At 72.0% G+C, this 18,186-nt stretch carries 16 protein-coding genes; 11 read left to right on the forward strand and 5 right to left on the reverse strand.

Going from position 1 to position 18,186, the window contains the following annotated elements; all coding sequences use genetic code 11:
• Positions 1–165 precede the first annotated feature (165 nt).
• The 3 genes from mshA to FXF52_RS01465 all read left to right on the forward strand — a co-directional run bounded on the left by mshA (position 166) and on the right by FXF52_RS01465 (position 3,185).
• Entirely contained in the window at positions 166–1,530 is a 1,365-nt protein-coding gene (gene mshA / locus FXF52_RS01455) for a D-inositol-3-phosphate glycosyltransferase (protein ID WP_148793286.1), read from the forward strand.
• Positions 1,531–1,588: 58 nt separating this feature from the next.
• Positions 1,589–2,122, forward strand: coding sequence for a YbjN domain-containing protein (locus FXF52_RS01460; RefSeq protein WP_148793287.1), 534 nt, complete (start codon positions 1,589–1,591; stop codon positions 2,120–2,122).
• Between the two features lie 76 nt (positions 2,123–2,198).
• The gene (locus FXF52_RS01465; RefSeq protein WP_148793288.1) at positions 2,199–3,185 is read left to right on the forward strand and encodes an SAP domain-containing protein; all 987 of its coding nucleotides are present in this window, start codon (positions 2,199–2,201) and stop codon (positions 3,183–3,185) included.
• A 399-nt stretch (positions 3,186–3,584) separates the two neighbouring features.
• On the opposite strand, the gene FXF52_RS01470 is transcribed toward FXF52_RS01465, so the two are convergent.
• On the reverse strand, positions 3,585–4,847 hold the full coding sequence (locus FXF52_RS01470; RefSeq protein WP_148793289.1) for an MFS transporter: 1,263 nt from the start codon (positions 4,845–4,847) through the stop codon (positions 3,585–3,587).
• A 101-nt stretch (positions 4,848–4,948) separates the two neighbouring features.
• The gene (locus FXF52_RS01475; protein WP_148793290.1) at positions 4,949–6,271 is read right to left on the reverse strand and encodes an MFS transporter; all 1,323 of its coding nucleotides are present in this window, start codon (positions 6,269–6,271) and stop codon (positions 4,949–4,951) included.
• Positions 6,272–6,422: 151 nt separating this feature from the next.
• Between FXF52_RS01475 and FXF52_RS01480 the strand changes: the two genes are divergently transcribed.
• The gene (locus tag FXF52_RS01480; RefSeq protein ID WP_148793291.1) at positions 6,423–7,190 is read left to right on the forward strand and encodes a phosphoglyceromutase; all 768 of its coding nucleotides are present in this window, start codon (positions 6,423–6,425) and stop codon (positions 7,188–7,190) included.
• 58 nt (positions 7,191–7,248) lie between these two features.
• Here the strand turns inward: FXF52_RS01480 and phoU are convergent, their stop codons facing one another.
• A complete protein-coding gene (gene phoU / locus FXF52_RS01485; protein WP_148793292.1) occupies positions 7,249–7,893 on the reverse strand; it encodes a phosphate signaling complex protein PhoU in 645 nt (214 codons plus the stop codon).
• Between the two features lie 210 nt (positions 7,894–8,103).
• On the opposite strand from phoU, the gene FXF52_RS01490 reads away from it, so the two are divergent.
• The 3 genes from FXF52_RS01490 to FXF52_RS01500 all read left to right on the forward strand — a co-directional run bounded on the left by FXF52_RS01490 (position 8,104) and on the right by FXF52_RS01500 (position 11,637).
• Entirely contained in the window at positions 8,104–9,387 is a 1,284-nt protein-coding gene (locus FXF52_RS01490; protein ID WP_187413279.1) for a cell wall metabolism sensor histidine kinase WalK, read from the forward strand.
• Between the two features lie 29 nt (positions 9,388–9,416).
• Positions 9,417–10,100, forward strand: a complete 684-nt coding sequence (locus FXF52_RS01495) for a response regulator transcription factor (protein ID WP_148793293.1) — start codon at positions 9,417–9,419, stop codon at positions 10,098–10,100.
• A gap of 940 nt (positions 10,101–11,040) precedes the next feature.
• On the forward strand, positions 11,041–11,637 hold the full coding sequence (locus FXF52_RS01500; protein ID WP_148793294.1) for a hypothetical protein: 597 nt from the start codon (positions 11,041–11,043) through the stop codon (positions 11,635–11,637).
• Positions 11,638–12,171: 534 nt separating this feature from the next.
• On the opposite strand, the gene FXF52_RS01505 is transcribed toward FXF52_RS01500, so the two are convergent.
• Together FXF52_RS01505 and FXF52_RS01510 are read right to left on the reverse strand one after the other, a co-directional pair.
• On the reverse strand, positions 12,172–12,846 hold the full coding sequence (locus FXF52_RS01505) for a response regulator (RefSeq protein ID WP_148793295.1): 675 nt from the start codon (positions 12,844–12,846) through the stop codon (positions 12,172–12,174).
• The gene (locus FXF52_RS01510) at positions 12,843–14,513 is read right to left on the reverse strand and encodes an ATP-binding protein (protein ID WP_255471682.1); all 1,671 of its coding nucleotides are present in this window, start codon (positions 14,511–14,513) and stop codon (positions 12,843–12,845) included. The genes FXF52_RS01505 and FXF52_RS01510 overlap by 4 nt, the downstream gene beginning before the upstream one ends.
• Positions 14,514–14,585: 72 nt before the next feature.
• Here FXF52_RS01510 and FXF52_RS01515 point away from each other — a divergent pair, with 72 nt between their 5' ends.
• Genes FXF52_RS01515 through FXF52_RS01530 form a run of 4 tightly spaced genes read left to right on the forward strand, consistent with a single transcriptional unit; the run spans position 14,586 to position 18,185 of the window.
• Positions 14,586–15,593, forward strand: coding sequence for a tripartite tricarboxylate transporter substrate binding protein (locus FXF52_RS01515; protein ID WP_255471683.1), 1,008 nt, complete (start codon positions 14,586–14,588; stop codon positions 15,591–15,593).
• Positions 15,590–16,291 (forward strand): tripartite tricarboxylate transporter TctB family protein, encoded by a 702-nt coding sequence (locus FXF52_RS01520; RefSeq protein WP_148793298.1) that lies wholly within the window; start codon positions 15,590–15,592, stop codon positions 16,289–16,291. Before FXF52_RS01515 ends, FXF52_RS01520 begins: the two co-directional genes overlap by 4 nt.
• On the forward strand, positions 16,291–17,796 hold the full coding sequence (locus FXF52_RS01525) for a tripartite tricarboxylate transporter permease (protein WP_148793299.1): 1,506 nt from the start codon (positions 16,291–16,293) through the stop codon (positions 17,794–17,796). Before FXF52_RS01520 ends, FXF52_RS01525 begins: the two co-directional genes overlap by 1 nt.
• The gene (locus tag FXF52_RS01530; protein WP_148793300.1) at positions 17,793–18,185 is read left to right on the forward strand and encodes a universal stress protein; all 393 of its coding nucleotides are present in this window, start codon (positions 17,793–17,795) and stop codon (positions 18,183–18,185) included. Before FXF52_RS01525 ends, FXF52_RS01530 begins: the two co-directional genes overlap by 4 nt.
• The last annotated feature ends 1 nt before the right edge of the window (position 18,186 follow it).

Here is an 18,186-nt window from a genome sequence, read left to right on the forward strand (position 1 = left end):
CATTCTCCCCCGCGTCCGGCATCGACGCGGTGATGAGGTCCGTCACGCCGGCGGACCGCCCCGCGCATTACCACCCGCCGATCGGGAAGATGACATCCGGCGAGGACGTTGTCCGAAAAGCGCCGGGCGTGCGGGACGGCATCAACCGTGACAGAGGGAGCGGACGTGGCGGAGTTGCACACCGGTGTCGGTCGTCAGCGAGGTGCCCTGCCGTGGCCGCGGCCGCGCCGGATCGCCACCCTCTCCGTACACACCTCGCCGCTGCACCAGCCTGGCACGGGCGACGCGGGCGGCATGAACGTCTACATCCTGGAGGTCGCCCGGCGGTTGGCCGAGGCCGACGTCGAGGTGGAGATATTCACCCGGGCCACCTCCGGCGACCTGCCGCCGGTGGTCGAGATGGCGCCCGGCGTGCACGTCCGGCACGTCACCGCCGGCCCGCTGGAGGGGCTGACCAAAGAGGAGCTCCCCGGGCAGCTCTGCGCCTTCACCGCCGGCGTGCTCCGTGCCGAGGCGGCGCGCCCGCCGGGCCACTACGACCTCATCCACTCGCACTACTGGCTCTCCGGGCAGGTCGGCTGGCTGGCCAAGGAGCGGTGGGGCGTGCCCCTGGTGCACACCGCGCACACCCTGGCGAAGGTCAAGAACGCCCAGCTCGCCGCCGGGGACCGGCCGGAGCCGAAGGCCCGGCTCATCGGCGAGGAGCAGGTGGTCGCCGAGGCCGACCGGCTGGTCGCCAACACCCGGGTGGAGGCCCGCGACCTGCTCTCCCGGTACGACGCCGAGCCGGACCGGGTGGCCGTCGTGGAGCCCGGCGTCGACCTGGACCGGTTCCGCCCGGTCGCCGGGGACCGGGACGCCGGCGTACGCGCCGCCCGCCGCCGCCTCGGCCTGCCCACCACCGGGTACGTGGTGGCGTTCGTCGGCCGGATCCAGCCGCTCAAGGCCCCGGACGTGCTGGTCCGCGCGGTCGCCGCACTGCGCGAGCGGGAGCCCGCGCTGGTCGACGAGCTGACCGTGGTGATCTGCGGCGGCCCCAGCGGCAGCGGTCTCGACCGGCCCACCGCGCTGATCGAGCTGGCCGGCGCGCTCGGGGTCGCCGACCGGGTGCGTTTCCTGCCGCCGCAGACCGGCGACGACCTGCCCGCCCTCTACCGGGCCGCCGACCTGGTCGCGGTGCCGTCGTACAACGAGTCGTTCGGTCTGGTCGCGCTGGAGGCCCAGGCGTGCGGCACACCCGTCCTGGCCGCCGCCGTGGGCGGTCTGGTCACCGCCGTCCGCGACGGGGTCAGCGGGGTGCTCATCGACGGCCACGACCCGGTCGACTGGGCCCGTACGCTGGCCCGGCTGCTCCCCGACCGGCTGCGCCGCGCCGCTCTGGGCCGGGGCGCGCAGCGTCACGCCCGCAACTTCTCCTGGCATCGCACCGTCTCCGGCCTGCTCGCCGTGTACGGCGAGGCGATCGCCGAGCACCGCGCCCGGCTGGCCGGGCAGCTCTCCGGCGACCCGGCCCTCTCCTGCTCCTGGTGACCGGTCCCGCCCGGCCGGCGGCGGGTGGGGTCCGTGGCGCGCCCGTAGAGTGGGTGCGGTGAGCCGCAGGAGTGAGGTCGCCGCGCTGATCGAGTCCGGGTGCGCCGAGCGCGAGCTGGAGTGGGAGTCTACCGGCGAGGCGTCGTACGCGGTCACCCTGCCGGGGACGCACAAGCTCAAGACGATCTGCAACCTGATCGTCGGCGAGCACGCGCTGCGGATCGAGGCGTTCGTGATGCGCCAGCCGGACGAGCGCCGCGAGGAGCTCTGGGCCTGGCTGCTCCAGCGCAACGCCCGGATGTACGGGGTGGCCTTCTCCATCGACGCGGTCGGCGACGTCTACCTGACCGGCCGGGTCAACCTGGCCGGGCTCGACGAGGACGAGCTGGACCGGCTGCTCGGGGCCGTCCTGACGTACGCGGACGAGTCCTTCGACAGCATGCTGGAGATCGGCTTCGGCACCGCGATCCGCCGGGAGTGGGAATGGCGGGTCAAGCGGGGCGAGTCGACCGCCAATCTGGCCGCGTTCGCCCACCTCTTCGCGCCGTCGACCAGTTCCGGCCCGGCCACCGGAGGTTCGGACCCGTCATGACGGGTATGCCGCACCGCGCGGTGCGGCACTTGGGACCCACCGCGGGCCGAGGACGGACTGTCGAGGAGCGTGTCCCATGGCTCAGCGCATCAGCTCAGGTCGCGGCACGACTGCGACCAGGACCAAGCGGCAAGCCGGCAACAAGACCCCGAACACGCCGCGGATCTCCGAATCCGAGATCTCCCGGATGCGGGTCGACGACCTGCGTAACCAGCTTCGCCGGCGCGGGGTCTCCGGGATCTCCGCCCTGCGCAAGCCGGAACTGGTGAAGACGCTGGCGAACACCCTGCGGGCGGAGAGCCGAGGCGGTGGCGCGGCACGCAGGCCGACCGGGCCGGCCGGGCGCGCCGCCGCCACGAAGAAGGCGGCCGCCAAGAAGGCACCGGCGAAGCGGACCGCCGCGGCCAAGGCGGTGCCCGCCGCGAAGGTCACCGGTGCGCGGGCGAAGAAGGCCGCCCCCGCGAAGCGGGCCGCGGCGAAGAAGGCCGCCCCCGCGAAGCGAGCCGCGGCGAAGAAGGCGCCCGCCGCGAAGCGGGCGGCCCCCACGAAGAAGGCCGCGGCGAAGAAGGCACCTGCTGCGAAGCGGGCGGCCCCCGCGAAGAAGGCGGCGGTGTCCCGGGCGCGCGGCGCGACGGCGACCGCCGGTGCGGGTCGCCGGACGGCGGTCTCTCCCGGAGGTACGGCGGCGACGCCGGTCCGGACCGGCGGATCCTCAGCCCGTTCGGTGCGGTCGTCCCAGCAGATCACCTCGCTGCAGGATCGTCCGGAGCGTCCCGGGCGGAGCCTGGTGACCGCCAACCACGAGGTGATCCAGCGCTGGGCGCGGGACCGCGGCGCCAAACCGGCCACCATCGCCGGCACCGAGCGGGAAGGCCGGCCGGGCGTGCTGACGTTCAACATCCCCGGGTACCGGGAAAGCAGCCGGATCCGGGAGATCACCTGGGACGACTGGTTCCGGACCTTCGACCTGCGCGGCCTGAACCTGATCTACCAGGAGCAGATGCGGGACGGCCGGCAGAGCAACTTCTTCCGCACCGAGAATCCCAACCGGGAGGACGCCTGAGGTTTGCGGGAATGGTTGGCGGGAACCCGCTGTTGGTCAACACATGGCCCGGAGCAAGGGACAGCCGGATTTCCGACACGGGTGCTGTGACGGGCAAGACAGCAATCTGGGTTGAATCCGGAATCCGGGCGAACTAACTTTATTGCACCGCGCCACGCTTGTAATCGTTCGGGGGAGCGGCGGATCGATCAGATCCGCGCAAGCGAGGCGCGAGGGATCGGGTGGAGCACATCGTTGGGGGACGGTGCCACCCGTGGAACCGGCGGCGCGAGCGGGCGACGCTTACGGGGGTGAGTGTCGCCCGCCGCCGCCGGGCGTACGGTGCGAGCGTCCACCTCGACGGGGGTCGAGGTGGGCGCTCGACGCCGTCCTGGGGCCGGACGCCGCGCGTACCCCGCCTCAGCGGCCCCCGACCAGCGCTTCCGTCCGGTCCGCCGACGCCGCCCGCAGCGCGGCGACCCGGCGTTCCCGAGGCGGCCCGGCGAGCAGGTGACCGACGGCCGCGACCAGGCCCAACCCGCCCACGACGAGCCAGTGCCGCTCGCCGAGGTGCTGCAGGCTCAGGCCGCCCAACGCGGGCGCCACGAAGGACGCCGCCGGGAAGGTCAGGTAGAAGACCGACTGGTAGCGGGCCCGCAGCTCCGGTGGCGCGAGATCCGCGTTGATCTGCGCGTTCGGGGGTGCGGCGAGCATCTGCCCGACGGTCCACACCACCGCCGCGCCCAGATAGAACGGCAGGTGATCGGCGAGGGCGAGCGCGCCGAAGCCGAGCGCCATCAGCCCGGTGGAGGCGGCGAGTACGGTCGACTTCCGGTACGGCTCGATCAGCCGGGGCACGAAGAGTTGCCCCGCCACGATCAGCGCACCGCCGACCGCCACCACCACCCCGTACGCCGAGGGGCCCAGCCCGTCGGCCCGCATCGCCAGCGGCATGATCGTCGAGGTCTGCATGGTGAGCACGGCCAGCAGGAAGCTCAGCCCGACGAAGACGAGGAAGGTCCGATCGGTCAGCGCGGTGTGCAGTCCCGGTTGCCGGGACCGACCCGCCACGGCGCGAGGGGTCGCCACCCGGCGGGACAGCGTCTCGGGGACCTTCAGCGCGATGACGGCCGCCGCGGCCAGCGTCGCGGCGGCGTCGACCAGGAAGAGCGCGAGGAAGCTCGCCTCGGCGAGCAGGCCGGCCAGCAGCGAGGCCACCGCCATGCCGAGGTTGAACGCCCAGAACTGGAGGTTGAACGCGCGCGAGCGGCGTTCCTCGGGCACCACGTCGACGATGGCCGCCACGAAGGCCGGACCCGGCATCGAGTGCACCACCCCGACCAGCGCGGCGAGCACGGCGATCACCGCCAGTTGCCGGCTGAACGCCAGGCCCACCATCAGTGCGGCCGCGCCGAGGTGTGCGGCGAGCAGGGTGGCCCGACGACCCCAGCGGTCGGCCAGCACTCCGCCCAGCAGCGTCCCGCCCGCCCCGCCCGCCCCGTACGCCCCGACCACCAGCCCGGCGAGGGACGCGGAGGCACCCCGTGCGGCGGTCAGGTAGAGCGACAGGAAGAGCATCGCGAAGGCGCCGGCCCGGTTGATCAGCAGGCCGGACCACAGGTACCAGAAGGTGGCGGGGAGCCCGCCGGCCGTGTCGTCCCACCAGCGCCGCAGGCCGCGCACCCGTCCTCCAGGAAGGTTTGTTAACCGGTCCGCCTCAGACCGTAGGGAGCCGGGTCCGACCACGCCAGCGTGGCCCTGATCACCACCCGGACGGGCGTACCTCAGGAACGGACCGGCTCGGCCGGTGCGGTGGCCGCGGCCTCGGCCACCTCCGGCGCTGGCGGCCGGACCACGGTGACCGGCCGGACCGGCGTGGCAAGGGGCCGGAGCTGGACGGCGCGCCGTTCCCGAGCCGGCCCGGAGATCAGGTGGGCCACCGCCGTCACGACGCCGATCGCCGCGCAGCCGAGCCAGAGCGTGCTGTTGCCGGCGTGCTCCCGCACCAGGCCGCCGAGGATCGGCGCGGTGGCTCCGGCCAACTGCCAGGAGAGCGAGAAGACGCCCTGGTAGCGGCCGCGCAGCGCGGCGGGGGAGAGCTCGGCGATGAGCGTGGCGTTGGACGGCGAGTTGAGCATCTCGCCGACCGTCCAGATCAGCACGGTGAGGCCGTAGAACCAGACCGCGTCGGCGAACGCGGTGAGGCCGAAGCCGAAGCCCGTCACGACCGCGGCGAGCGCCAGCACGTGCGAGCGGCTCCGGCCCTTGATCAGCCGGGGTACGAAGAGCTGGCCGACCACGATCAGCACCCCGTTGAGCGCGATCACCGAGCCGTACGTGGCGGGGCTCAGGCCCGAGTCGCCCATCGCGATCGGCAGCATCGAGATGTGCTGGAGGAAGACCAGCGCGGAGAACAGGTTGAGCGCCACGAACCCGAGGAAGACCCGGTCGGTGAGGATGGTCCGCAGGGCGCCGGCGGGGACCGCCGGTCCCTTGGCGACGACCGGGCCGGTCACGGGCGACCGGGTCTCCCCGACCCGGGTGAAGATGATCAGCGCGGTGACCACCGTGGTCGCCGCGTCGACCAGGAAGAGCAGCAGGTAGCCGGCCTCGGCGGCGACGCCCGCGAGCACCGCGGCGCAGGCGAAGCCGAGGTTGATCGCCCAGTAGTTCAGCGAGAAGGCGCGCAGCCGGTCCTTCTCTGGCACCACGTCGACCATCATGGCGCCGAACGCCGGGCGGGCCGCCTCGGCGAACAGGCCCAGCAGCAGCGCGCCCAGGGCTACCGCCCAGAGTGGCCGGGCCAGGCCGAGCGCGAGCATCATGACGGCCGCGCCGAGGTGCGCGGTGAGCAGCGTGGGGCGGCGGCCCCACCGGTCGGTGAGGGTGCCGCCGATCGTGGTGCCGACCGCGCCGCCGACGCCCCACAGGCCGATTACCAGGCCGGCCTGCGAGGCCGAGAAGCCGCGCTCCTTGGTGAGGTAGATGGCCAGGAAGACCAGGACGAACGAGCCGAGCCGGTTGATCAGCGTGCCGGTCCAGAGGTACCAGAAGGACCTCGGCAGCCCGCCCGTGGTGTCCCGGAACCAGCCGCGTACCGTCCGCATCCCGACGCCCCCGTTTTGGTAATGACCGATGAATCCCCAGCGCCTTACAACCTAGTCTCGCCCGGGAGCGCCGGTCATCAGCTTTTCCACGTGGTGGTCGTCACGACCGGTCCCCGCGTGTCCGCCGACGACGTACGGCAGGATGATCCGCATGACTGCGAGCGAGGGGCCCACCGTCGGGACGCTGGTCCTGCTGCGGCACGGCGAGAGCGACTGGAACGCCAAGAACCTCTTCACCGGCTGGGTCGACGTCGACCTGACGGCCAAGGGGGAGAGCGAGGCGCGGCGCGGTGGTGAGCTGCTCCGCGAGCACGGCCTGCTGCCGGACGTGGTGCACACGAGCGTGCTGCGCCGCGCGATCCGCACCGCCGAGCTGGCGCTGGACGTCGCCGAGCGGCACTGGATCGCGGTGCGCCGGTCGTGGCGGCTCAACGAGCGGCACTACGGCGCCCTCCAGGGCAAGAACAAGAAGCAGACCCTGGACGAGTACGGCGAGGAGCAGTTCATGCTCTGGCGCCGGTCGTACGACACGCCGCCGCCGCCGATCGACGACAACGACCAGTGGTCCCAGGTCGGCGACCCCCGGTACGCGCTGCTGCCGACCGAGCTGATGCCGCGGACGGAGTGCCTGAAGGACGTCGTCGACCGGATGCTGCCCTACTGGTACGACTCGATCGTGCCGGACATCCTGGCCGGCCGGACGGTGCTGGTCGCGGCGCACGGCAACTCGCTGCGCGCCCTGGTCAAGCACCTCGACCAGATCTCCGACGAGGCGATCGCCAAGCTGAACATCCCGACCGGCATCCCGCTGCGCTACGACCTCGACCCGCAGCTGCGCCCGCAGACGCTGGGCGGGACGTACCTGGACCCGGAGGCGGCCAGGGCGGCCGCGGCCGCGGTCGCCAACCAGGGCCGCTGAGCTGGTGAGGAAGGGCCCTTGGCAACGAGGTCGTTGCCAAGGGGCCCCTCCCTCGCGGTCAGGCGGCGGCCTCGCCGGTGATCAGGTAGACCACGTGCTCGCCGACGTTCACCGCGTGGTCGGCGAACCGCTCGTAGAAGCGGCCCAGCAGGGTGGCGTCGATCGCGGTCTCCACCCCGTACGGCCAGTCGTCGCCGAGCAGCACGCCGAAGAGGCTCTTGTGCAGGTCGTCCATGGCGTCGTCGTCGCTGTCCAGCTCGGCGGCGAGCGCGGCGTCGGGCTTGGCCAGCACCGAGGCGATCTTCTCGGCCATCCGGTCGGCGATGGCGGCCATGTCGGTGAAGACCGGACGCAGCTCGGCCGGCACCGCGGGGGAGGGGTGCCGGCGCAGCGCCGTCTTGGCCACGTGGTCGGCCAGGTCACCCATCCGCTCCAGGTCGGCCGCCACGTGCAGGGCCGTGATCATCGCCCGCAGGTCGGAGGCGACCGGCGCCTGCCGGGCCAGCAGGTCGCAGACCCGCTCCTCCACGTGCCGGTAGAGGTCGTCGATCTCGGCGTCCCGCGCGACCACGGTCTCCGAGGCCGCGCGATCGGCGGTGAGCAGGCCCCTGGTGGCCTGGCGCAGGGCGGCACGCACCCCCTCCGCCATGTCCACCAGCAGCTGGCTGACAATCTGCAGGTCGGCCCGGAACTCGTCGCGCATCGTCACTTCCTGAGGTCGGTGGCCGCCGGCGGCCGGGATCAGCCGCGTACGGCGTGAGCAGGTGCGCGACCCACCGTAGGCCGGGGTTGCCGGTGCCAAGGTGAACGCGGGTGAACGACGCGGGGCCCGTGAGTGAACTTTCCGGGAAGTGAGCGTGGTTCATCCCGTTCTGCCCGGTCGTCAGGTGAACATTGACCCTACGATCGCCGGGTGGATTGGGCGGTGGCGGTCGCGGTGGCCGTGGCTCTGGTGATCGGACTGATCGCCGGGCTGCTGCTGTCCCGACCCGTCCGGCAGTGGCGGCGAGCGGTGTCATCGGGGAGCGAGGGCTCCCGTCGGCTTACAGGGAGGCCCGCGATTCCGGACGATCAGCAGGGCGGGCTCGCCGGGCTCGGCCGGAAGACGATCGACTCGCTCCGCGCCGGCGTGGTGGTGCTCGACCCGGACGACCAGCCGGTGCTGGTGAACCCGGCGGCGCGGGCGATGGGCCTGCTGCGTACCGGCGGGACGCCCGGCAGCATGGTGGCGCACCCGCTGATCCGTACCCTCGCCGGGCAGGTCCGCCGCACCGGCGTGCGCCGCGAGATCGAGCTGGACCTGCCGCGCGGTCGCGACAGCGCCGGGGACAACCCGCTCGGCGTGCACCTGCGCGCGATGGGGCTGGGCGCCGGCTACATCTCGGTCGAGGCGGCCGACGTCACCGAGTCGCACCGGCTGGCCCGGGTCCGGCGGGACTTCGTGGCCAACGTCAGCCACGAGCTGAAGACCCCGATCGGGGCGCTCCAGCTCCTCGCCGAGGCGCTGGTCGACGCCACCGAGCCGGCCGGTGAGGGCGCGGCCGACCTCTCCGAGGACATGATCGCCGCCCGGCGGTTCGCCGAGCGGATCCAGCACGAGTCGACCCGACTGGGCCGGCTGGTCCAGGAACTGCTGGAGCTGACCCGCCTCCAGGGCGCCGAGCCGCAACCCGCACCCGAGCCGGTCTCCGTGGACTGGGTGATCGCCGAGGTGATCGACCGGACCCGGACCGGGGCCACCGCCCGCCACGTGGAGATCGTGGTCGATGGCCAGCGCGGCCTGACCGTGTACGGTAGCGACAGCCAGCTCGCCACCGCGGTGGCGAACCTGGTGGAGAACGCGATCAACTACTCGGGCGAGGACACCACGGTCCGGGTGACCGCGCGGGCCACCGACGAGCACGTCGAGATCGCCGTGGCCGACCAGGGCATCGGCATCGCCCCGAACGAGGTCGACCGGATCTTCGAGCGGTTCTACCGGGCCGACCAGGCGCGCTCCCGGGCCACCGGTGGCACCGGCCTGGGCCTGGCCATCGTCAAGCACATCGCCAGCAACCATGGCGGTCGGGTGGACGTGTCGAGCACTCTTGGTGGAGGGTCGACGTTCACCCTCCGGCTGCCCGCGCGACCCCCGGACGACCTGGAGGCGACACTCTCCTCCGCTGGGATCGAGGCCGGCCCGGCCGAACTCCGGTAGGCCTGACCGACAGGAAAGGAAACACCCCGTTGAGCCGCGTACTGGTGGTCGAGGACGAGGAATCGTTCTCCGACGCCCTGTCCTACATGCTGCGCAAGGAGGGCTTCGAGGTTTCCGTCGCCGCGACGGGCACCTCCGCCCTCACCGAGTTCGACCGGACCGGCGCCGACATCGTGCTGCTCGACCTGATGCTGCCGGAGATGTCGGGCACCGAGGTCTGCCGGCAGCTCCGCCAGCGCTCGCACGTCCCGATCATCATGGTCACCGCCCGGGACAGTGAGATCGACAAGGTGGTCGGCCTGGAGATCGGGGCCGACGACTACGTGACCAAGCCGTACTCGCCGCGCGAGCTGGTGGCCCGGATCCGAGCGGTGCTGCGCCGGCAGAGCGCGGAGGCGACCGAGTCGGGTGCCCCGACCCTCGCCGCCGGCCCGGTCCGGATGGACATCGAGCGGCACGTGGTGACCGTGGACGGCGGCGCCGTGCAGCTGCCGCTCAAGGAGTTCGAGCTGCTGGAGCTGCTGCTGCGCAACGCCGGCCGGGTGCTCACCCGGGGGCAGCTGATCGACCGGGTCTGGGGCGCCGACTACGTGGGCGACACCAAGACGCTGGACGTGCACGTCAAGCGGCTGCGCTCCAAGATCGAGCCGGAGCCGTCGGCGCCGCGATACATCGTCACGGTCCGGGGCCTGGGCTACAAGTTCGAGCCCTGACCGTCCGCCTCTGGTGACGGTCTCCTGGCGTGCGGTGTCGCCTTTGGTTGCGGTTTCGGGTGTGGCCCGCCGTGCCCGGCTCCGGGCGGTCAGGCTTGATCCCTGCGCCGGTCACGGCGGGCCACACCCGCGTCGTGGGCCTGCGCCGCCCGGATGTCCGGCCTGCGTGGTTCGCCCGTCGTGTACGGGGTGCCGCACCTGCCCCCCCACGCCCTCGGTGGGCGTCTGGCGGAGCGCCGGTGGCCGTCTGCTGGAGCGCACTGTGGGGAAGATGCGGTCTTTCCCGCGGCCCCGAGGGTCCCTTTCGTGGAGTTTGTCGCGCCCTTTGCGTGCCGGCCGATCCTTGATCGACTCCACATACGGGATGTGGCGGTGTCGGCGGCTGTCGGATACCGCCGTTTACGCGATGTGGAGTGGATCAGCGGAGGTTCGTGGTCGCCTGTCCGGGTGTTCTGGCGCATGGTGTCCGGTTTGCGAGTGACCGGCGGCATCCTGGGGCCGGAATGGCGGGCGGCTGGGGGTCGTTGAACCCGGGTGCACGGCCGAGGAAGGCCCCGTGAGGTGGGGCCGCCGGGGTCGCTTCACGGAGATCTGGGGCGCCGGCACGGTTCCGGAATGATGGCGGGCCGCCGGTCGTTGCACGTGAACCACCGCGATCGAGCCCCCGCAGGGGGTGGCCGGCCCGGAATGATGGTGGGGTCGCCGGTCGTTGCACGTGAGCCACGCGATCGAGGCGCCCCAGTGGGGTGGCCGGGCCCGGAATGTTGGTGGGTCGTCGGTCGTTGGATATGGTCTCGGCGCCGCGAAGAGGCGACCCCCGTCGCCCCGCGAGCTTGCCGGTTCGAAGACTTTCCCCCTGGTTTGAGCGCCTGACGGTGCTTGCGCACATGTAGCCGGCCCCCGTCGGTGTGTGCGCCAACCCCCGAATGGAGCTTTCGTCATGAACACGATGCTGCGTAAGACGGTTCTTGGTGTTGCTGGTCTGGCTTTCACCGGTGGTGTGTTCGCCGGTCCGATCGCCGCTCACGCCGACGCCCCGACCGCCGCTGCCGGGAAGCCGGTCGCCGCGGTGCAGGCCGACAAGCCGGGCGTGGACATGGGGAAGCTGATTCCGCATGGTGTGCAGGGCGCCCAGTCGAAGATCACCCTGAACGACGAGCAGACCGGCAACGTGAAGGCGATCATCGCCGCCACCAAGAAGGCCGGCCTCCCGGAGCGCGCTGCGGTGATCTCGATCGCCACGAGCCTGCAGGAGTCGAAGCTGGAGAACCTGGGCCACCTCGGCGACAAGAATGATCACGACTCGCTGGGCCTGTTCCAGCAGCGCCCGAGTTCGGGTTGGGGTACGCCGGAGCAGATCACCAACCCCGAGTACGCGACCCTGGCGTTCGAGAAGGGTCTGAAGCAGGTCGACGGCTGGCAGGACATGCCGCTGACGAAGGCGGCGCAGACGGTGCAGGTGTCGGCCTACCCGGACGCCTACGCCCAGTGGGAGCAGCAGGCCGCTGACCTGGTCGCCCAGTACTGGAACAGCTGACCCAACAGCTGAGCACAACCGAACACCGTGAACAAGCGCTGCTGGCCGGCACCCGAAGACGGGTGCCGGCCAGCGCCGTCTCCAGACAGCGCCGTCTCCAGACAGCGCCGCCGCCAGGCAGCGCCCCCGCCAGGCAGCGCCGCCTCAAGAGAGCCGTCCCCAGAGACCGCCATCTCCCAGAGAGCGCCGCCTCCAGAGATCTTGAAAGTTGCCGTCCGCAGCGAACGGAAACCTGTCCAAGATCGGAAAACGGCAGGGTTCGTGCCAGAGGAAGAACCGTGACCGGCGGCAGTTGCCGTCCGCCGTGAACGGCAACTGTCCAAGATCGGAAGGCAGCAACGGGCTCCGGAGGATGAATCGTGACCGGCGGGCGGGCAAGGCGCACGACGGGGCTGGGGGCGAGGGTGACCGGCGCAGGGATCAAGCCTGATCGCCCGGAGCCGGTCACCCTCGCCCCCAGCCCACAAGCGCAACCACCGACCCGGACCCAGCTCAGAACCGCAACCCAGAGCCCGCCCACAAGAGCAACCCCGGTCAGGCCACCCAGGCGTAGCGGCGCTCAGGCCGACCGGCCGCGCCGTATTTCAGCGTCACCTCGGCCCGCCCAGTGCCGGAGAAGTGCTCCAGGTAGCGGCGGGCGCTGACCCGGGAGATGCCCACCCGGTCGGCGCACTCGCTGGCGGAGAGGGTGCCGACGTGCTCGCGCAGGGCGCGTTCCACCAGTTCGGCGGTCTCGGGGCTGAGCCCGCGCGGCAGGGCCGGGGTGGCGACGGTCGAGCCGCTGCGGGAGAGCACCCGGTCGACGTCGGCCTGGTCGGCGACCACCGCCGTACGCAGCGCGGTGCGGCGGGCGGCGTACTGCTCCAGGCGGGTGCGCAGCTCGTCGAAGCCGAACGGCTTGAGCAGGTAGTTGACCGCGCCGTAGCGGACCGCGCGGCGTACCGCCTCGGCCTCGCGGGCGGCGCTGATCACCAGGACGTCGCAGTCGTGCCGGGCGGCCCGGATCCGGGTCACCACGTCCAGGCCGAACATGTCGGGCAGGTAGAGGTCGAGCAGGACCAGGTCGGGCCGCAGCTCGTTGACGGCGGCCACCGCCTGCTCGCCGGTGCTGGCGGTGCCCACCACCCGGAAGCCGTCGATTCGTTCGACGAACCCGCGGTGGATCCGGGCCACCATGAAGTCGTCGTCGACGACGAGCACGTCGATCATCGCGCCTCCTCCAACATGCTGGCCAGTACCGACATCCGGGCGGTGAACATGGCGCCCTCGTCGGTGTTCGTCACCGCCACCTCGCCGCCGCGACGGTGACACACCAGGCGGGTGAGTGCCAGGCCGATGCCCCGCTCGCCGCTGTCGGCCGCCTTGGTGGTGAAGCCGTGGGTGAAGACCTCCTGCGCAAGTTCCGGCGCGACCCCGGGACCGGAGTCGCGGACGATGATCTCCACCGAGGCGGCGTCCTGCCGCAGCTCGACCTCGACCCAGGCGGGGCGGTCGGACGCGTCTCCGCCCACCGCCTCGACCGCGTTGTCCACCAGGTTGCCGAGCACCGTGGCGACGTCCGCCGACAGCTCCGCCGGCAGCCGGTCCAGCCCGGTCCGCTCGGAGATCCGCAGCTCCACCCGGCGTTCCGCGGCCAGCGCCGACTTCGCCATGAGCAGCGCCGCGATGGCCGTGTCGTGGATCCGGCTGGTGACCGTCAGGTCGAGCGAGGCGCGGTGGCGGCTCAGCGCGTCCACGTAGCGGACCACCTCGTCGTGCTCGCCGATCTGGATCAGCCCGGAGATGGTGTGCAACTGGTTGGCGAACTCGTGGGTCTGCGCCCGCAGCAGCTCCGTGGTGCTGCGGAACGAGCCGAGTTCCTGCTCCAGCCGGGCCAGCTCGGTCCGGTCCCGCAGGGTGGTGACCGAGCCCAGCCGGCGGCCGTCCTTGCGGACCGTCATCCGGTTCATCACCAGCACCCGGCCGCGCCGGACCACCACCTGGTCCCGGGCTTCCGGGCCGCTGCCGGCGCCAGCCAGCACGTCCCGCAGCCGGCCGCTGATCCGCAGCTCGCGGAGGCTGCGGCCGAGACAGTTTTCGGGCAGGTCGAGCAGCCGCCGGCCCACCGCGTTCACCAGGGTGACCCGCTGCTGCGGGTCCAGCGCGATCACCCCCTCGGCGATGCCGTGCAGCAGCGCCTCCCGGTGCTCGGCCAGCCCGGCGATCTCCCGGGGTTCCAGGCCGAGGGTCTGCCGCTTGATCCGGCGGGCCAGCAGCCACGACCCGACCACCCCGAGACCGCAGGCGATGCCCAGGTAGGTGATCAGGTACGAGGAGGCCCCGACCAGCCGTTCCGACCAGGTCGGCGACTTCTCACCGACGACCACCACGCCCAGGTATCGGCCGAGGTTTTCCTCCTTCCGGTCCCCGAGCACCGGCACCTGGGCCACCAGCTGCCGGGTGCCGTCGACCTCCAGTTCGCCGAACCAGCTGCGCCCCTCCTGGGCCACCCGGGGGTCGCCGAGCACCACGGGGCTGCCGACCAGCGTCGGGTCCGTCGAGCTGACCACCCGGCCCCGCTCGTTGGCCACGGTCACGTGGGTCACCCCGGACCGGATCAGCGTGTTCTGCAGCAGCGGTGCGATCGCCTCGCCGGGCGCGGGCTGGTTGAGCCAACCCCGGAGCAGGGTGTTGCCGGCCAGCTCTTCGCCGAGCGCGGCGACCCGGCGCCCCTCGACCCGGTTGAAGGTGGCCGCGGACTGGGCCAGCGAGACAGCGGCCACCGCCACCAGCACCACGACGATGATCGCGAGCTGGAGGACGAGCAACTGCCCGGCGAGCGTACGGCGCCGGGACGTGACCGCGACCACAAAGACCTCAACTTCCGCTGGTGACACAACGCAGACAGCTTGCCTGCTCAGAGGCCACCATCTTGCCGCCGGACTCATTCGAAACGGAAGAGAAACATGATGGCAACTAGGAGAAACCTGCTGGTCATGGGCGTGGCCGCCGCGACGGCGCTCGCCCTGGGCGCCTGCGGTGCCACTGCCGACAAGGGTGGGGCCGGTGCCGCCGACGACGGCAAGCCGGTCAGCGGGCTGCGGATCATGGTCCCGAACACCCCCGGTGGTGGATACGACACCACGGCCCGTACCGCCGCGAAGGTGATGGAGGACGCCAAGATCGCCACCGGCGTGCAGGTGTTCAACCTGCCCGGCGCGGGCGGCACGGTCGGCCTCCAGCGGACCGTGAACGAGAAGGGCAACGGCAAGCTCGCCATGCAGATGGGGCTGGGCGTCGTCGGTGCCTCGTACACCTCCAAGTCCGCGGCGACGCTGACCCAGACCACGCCGCTGGCGAAGATGATCGAGGAGGCCGGCGCCATCGTGGTGCCGAAGAACTCCCCGTACAAGACCATCAACGACCTGGTCGCGGCCTGGAAGGCCAACCCCAAGGGCATCGCCGTCGGCGGCGGCTCCTCGCCCGGCGGCCCGGACCACCTGCTGCCCATGCAGCTGGCCAAGACCGTCGGCATCGACCCGCGCCAGGTCAACTTCGTCTCGTACGACGGTGGTGGCGAGCTGCTGCCGGCCGTGCTCGGCGGCAAGGTCGCCTTCGGCGCCAGCGGCTTCGGCGAGTTCCTCGACCAGGTCGAGGCCGGCCAGATCCGGGTCCTCGCGGTGACCAGCGAGGCGCCGATCGAGGCGCTGAAGGACGTGCCGACCCTGAAGTCCTCCGGCATCGACCTGGTCTTCACCAACTGGCGGGGCATCGTGGCGCCGCCCGGGATCAGCGACGCCGACAAGAAGGTGTGGATCGACGTGCTGACGAAGATGCACGACTCGGAGGAGTGGAAGGCCGAGCTGAAGAAGCGTGGCTGGACCGACGCGTTCGTCACCGGCGACGAGTTCGGCGCCTTCCTGACCGAGCAGGACAAGGCAGTGGCCGACGTGCTCAAGCAGCTCGGGCTGGCATGACCGGCAGGACGACCCGACCGGACCGGGGCGGCGACCCGCCGTCCCGGCCGGCCGTACCGACCATGCCGGACCAGGCGGGGCCGCCGGACCGGGAGACGGGCGGCCTGCCCCCCGTGCCCGCCCCGGTCGCGGACCCGCCGGCCGCCGACCCGGCGGGTTCGCCCGCCGGGTCGGCGGCACCCTCCGCCGGGCCGGACGGCGAGCAGGCGACGGCGCGGCCGGACCGGGCGCAGTACGGGGTCTGCGCGTTCCTCGCCCTGGTCGGCGGCTTCGTGATCATCGACGCGCTGCGGGTCGGACACGCGGTGAGCACCGCCGACCCGATCGGCCCGAAGCCCGTGCCGATCCTGCTCGGCGTGCTGCTGCTCATCGTCGCCGCGATCTACGCGGTGGACGTGGCCCGCGGCGGCGCCGGTGAGCCGGAGGCCGGCGAGGACGTCGACCTGGCCACCCCGATCGACTGGCGGACGGTGCTGCTGCTGATCGGCGCGTTCGTGGTCAACGCCGTGCTCATCGACCGGCTCGGCTGGGTGATCAGCGGGACGATCCTCTTCTGGGGGTCGGCGTACGCGCTCGGCAACCGCCACTACTTCCGGAACCTGCTGATCGCCGTCGCGCTGTCGCTGGTCACGTTCTACACGTTCGCCATCGGGCTCGGCGTCAACCTGCCCGCAGGCGTACTGCAAGGGATCCTGTAATGGAAAACCTGGGCAATCTGCTCGACGGGTTCGCCAACGTGGTGACCCCGATGAACCTGCTGATCGCGCTGCTCGGCGTGACCATCGGCACCGCGGTCGGCGTGCTGCCCGGCATCGGCCCGGCGATGACGGTGGCGCTGCTGCTGCCGGTCACCTACGGCATGGAGCCCACCCAGGCGTTCATCATGTTCGCCGGCATCTTCTACGGCGGCATGTACGGCGGCTCGACCACCTCGATCCTGCTCAACACCCCCGGCGAATCGTCGTCGGTGGTGACGGCCATCGAGGGCAACAAGATGGCCAAGGCCGGCCGGGCCGCACAGGCCCTGGCCACCGCAGCGATCGGCTCGTTCGTCGCCGGCACCATCGCCACCCTGGCGCTGGTCCTGGTGATGCCCCCGGTGGTGGCCTTCGCGATCAGCCTCGGCGCGCCGGACTACTTCGCGGTCATGCTGCTGTCGTTCGTGGCGGTCACCGCGGTGCTCGGCTCGTCCCGGGTACGCGGCTTCGCCTCGCTGCTGATCGGCCTGATCATCGGCCTGGTGGGCATCGACTCGGTGAGCGGCCAGCAACGGCTCACCTTCGGCCTGCCGCAGCTGGCCGACGGCATCGACGTGGTCGTGGTGGCGGTCGGCATCTTCGCCGTCGGCGAGGCGCTCTGGATCGCCGCCCACCTGCGCCGCAAGTCCGGCGAGGTGATCCCGGTCGGCCAGCCGTGGATGGGCCGGGAGGACTGGAAGCGGTCCTGGAAGCCCTGGCTGCGCGGCACCGTCTTCGGGTTCCCGTTCGGCGCGCTGCCGGCGGGCGGGGCCGAGATCCCGACCTTCCTGTCGTACGCCACGGAGAAGAAGCTCTCCAAGCACAAGGAGGAGTTCGGCCGGGGCGCGATCGAGGGAGTCGCCGGCCCGGAGGCGGCCAACAACGCCTCGGCCGCCGGCACGCTGGTGCCGATGCTGGCCATCGGCCTGCCCACCAACGCCACCGCCGCGGTGATGCTGGCCGCCTTCCAGCAGTACGGCATTCAGCCCGGCCCGCTGCTGTTCACGCGGGAGTCCGGGCTCGTCTGGACGCTGATCGCCAGCCTCTTCATCGGCAACCTGTTGCTGCTGGTGCTCAACCTGCCGCTCGCCCCGGCCTGGGCGCGCCTGCTGCGGATCCCGCGCCCGTACCTGTACGCCGGGATCATTTTCTTCGCCACCATGGGTGCGTACGCGGTCAACGCCCAGCCGTTCGACCTGTTCCTGCTGCTCACCCTCGGCCTGCTCGGCTTCGGCATGCGCCGCTTCGGCCTGCCGATCCTGCCGCTGATCGTGGGTGTCATCCTCGGCCCGCGCGCCGAGTTGCAGGGCCGGCGGGCGCTGCAGCTCTCCGGCGGCGAGCTGCACGGGCTGATCGGCGGCTGGGTGTCCTGGCTGATCTACGCCACGGTCGTTGTGGTGCTCCTCTGGCCGCTGATCGGGCGGTTCGTGGTCCGTCCGCTGCGGGGAAGGTTGGTGACCGGATGACCGTGCTGGTGGGCTACGTGCCGTCCCCGCTCGGCGAGGCGGCCCTGCGGGCGGCGATCGAGCAGGCCCGGTTCCGCGAGGAGCCGATCCTCGTGGTGAACACGTCCCGCGGCGACGCGTACGCGGACCCGCGGCTGGCCCAGGAGGATGACCTGGAGCGGGTCACCCGCGAGCTGACCGCCGCCGGGGTGCCGCACAGCATGCGGCAGCTCGTCCGGGGGAAGGACGCGGCCGAGGAGATCGAGGAGATCGTCGAGGCTGAGGACGTGTCCCTGGTGGTGATCGGCATCCGGCACCGCACCCCGGTCGGCAAGCTGATCATGGGGTCGGCCGCGCAGGAGATCCTGCTCCGGGTGCCCTGCCCAGTCCTCGCGGTGAAGGCTGGCTGAG

The sequence above is a fragment of the Micromonospora sp. MP36 genome (assembly GCF_008119785.1).
Classification (GTDB): domain Bacteria; phylum Actinomycetota; class Actinomycetes; order Mycobacteriales; family Micromonosporaceae; genus Micromonospora.

What these genes read in the sequence shown, in the direction of transcription:
- FXF52_RS01520 (WP_148793298.1), top strand. Translation starts at nt 15,590, where the DNA reads ATGACCGGCAGGACGACCCGACCGGACCGGGGCGGCGACCCGCCGTCC.
- FXF52_RS01525 (WP_148793299.1), top strand. Translation starts at nt 16,291, where the DNA reads ATGGAAAACCTGGGCAATCTGCTCGACGGGTTCGCCAACGTGGTGACC.
- FXF52_RS01505 (WP_148793295.1), bottom strand. Translation starts at nt 12,846, where the DNA reads ATGATCGACGTGCTCGTCGTCGACGACGACTTCATGGTGGCCCGGATC.
- FXF52_RS01465 (WP_148793288.1), top strand. Translation starts at nt 2,199, where the DNA reads ATGGCTCAGCGCATCAGCTCAGGTCGCGGCACGACTGCGACCAGGACC.
- FXF52_RS01475 (WP_148793290.1), bottom strand. Translation starts at nt 6,271, where the DNA reads ATGCGGACGGTACGCGGCTGGTTCCGGGACACCACGGGCGGGCTGCCG.
- FXF52_RS01500 (WP_148793294.1), top strand. Translation starts at nt 11,041, where the DNA reads ATGAACACGATGCTGCGTAAGACGGTTCTTGGTGTTGCTGGTCTGGCT.
- phoU (WP_148793292.1), bottom strand. Translation starts at nt 7,893, where the DNA reads ATGCGCGACGAGTTCCGGGCCGACCTGCAGATTGTCAGCCAGCTGCTG.
- FXF52_RS01515 (WP_255471683.1), top strand. Translation starts at nt 14,586, where the DNA reads ATGGCAACTAGGAGAAACCTGCTGGTCATGGGCGTGGCCGCCGCGACG.
- FXF52_RS01530 (WP_148793300.1), top strand. Translation starts at nt 17,793, where the DNA reads ATGACCGTGCTGGTGGGCTACGTGCCGTCCCCGCTCGGCGAGGCGGCC.
- FXF52_RS01480 (WP_148793291.1), top strand. Translation starts at nt 6,423, where the DNA reads ATGACTGCGAGCGAGGGGCCCACCGTCGGGACGCTGGTCCTGCTGCGG.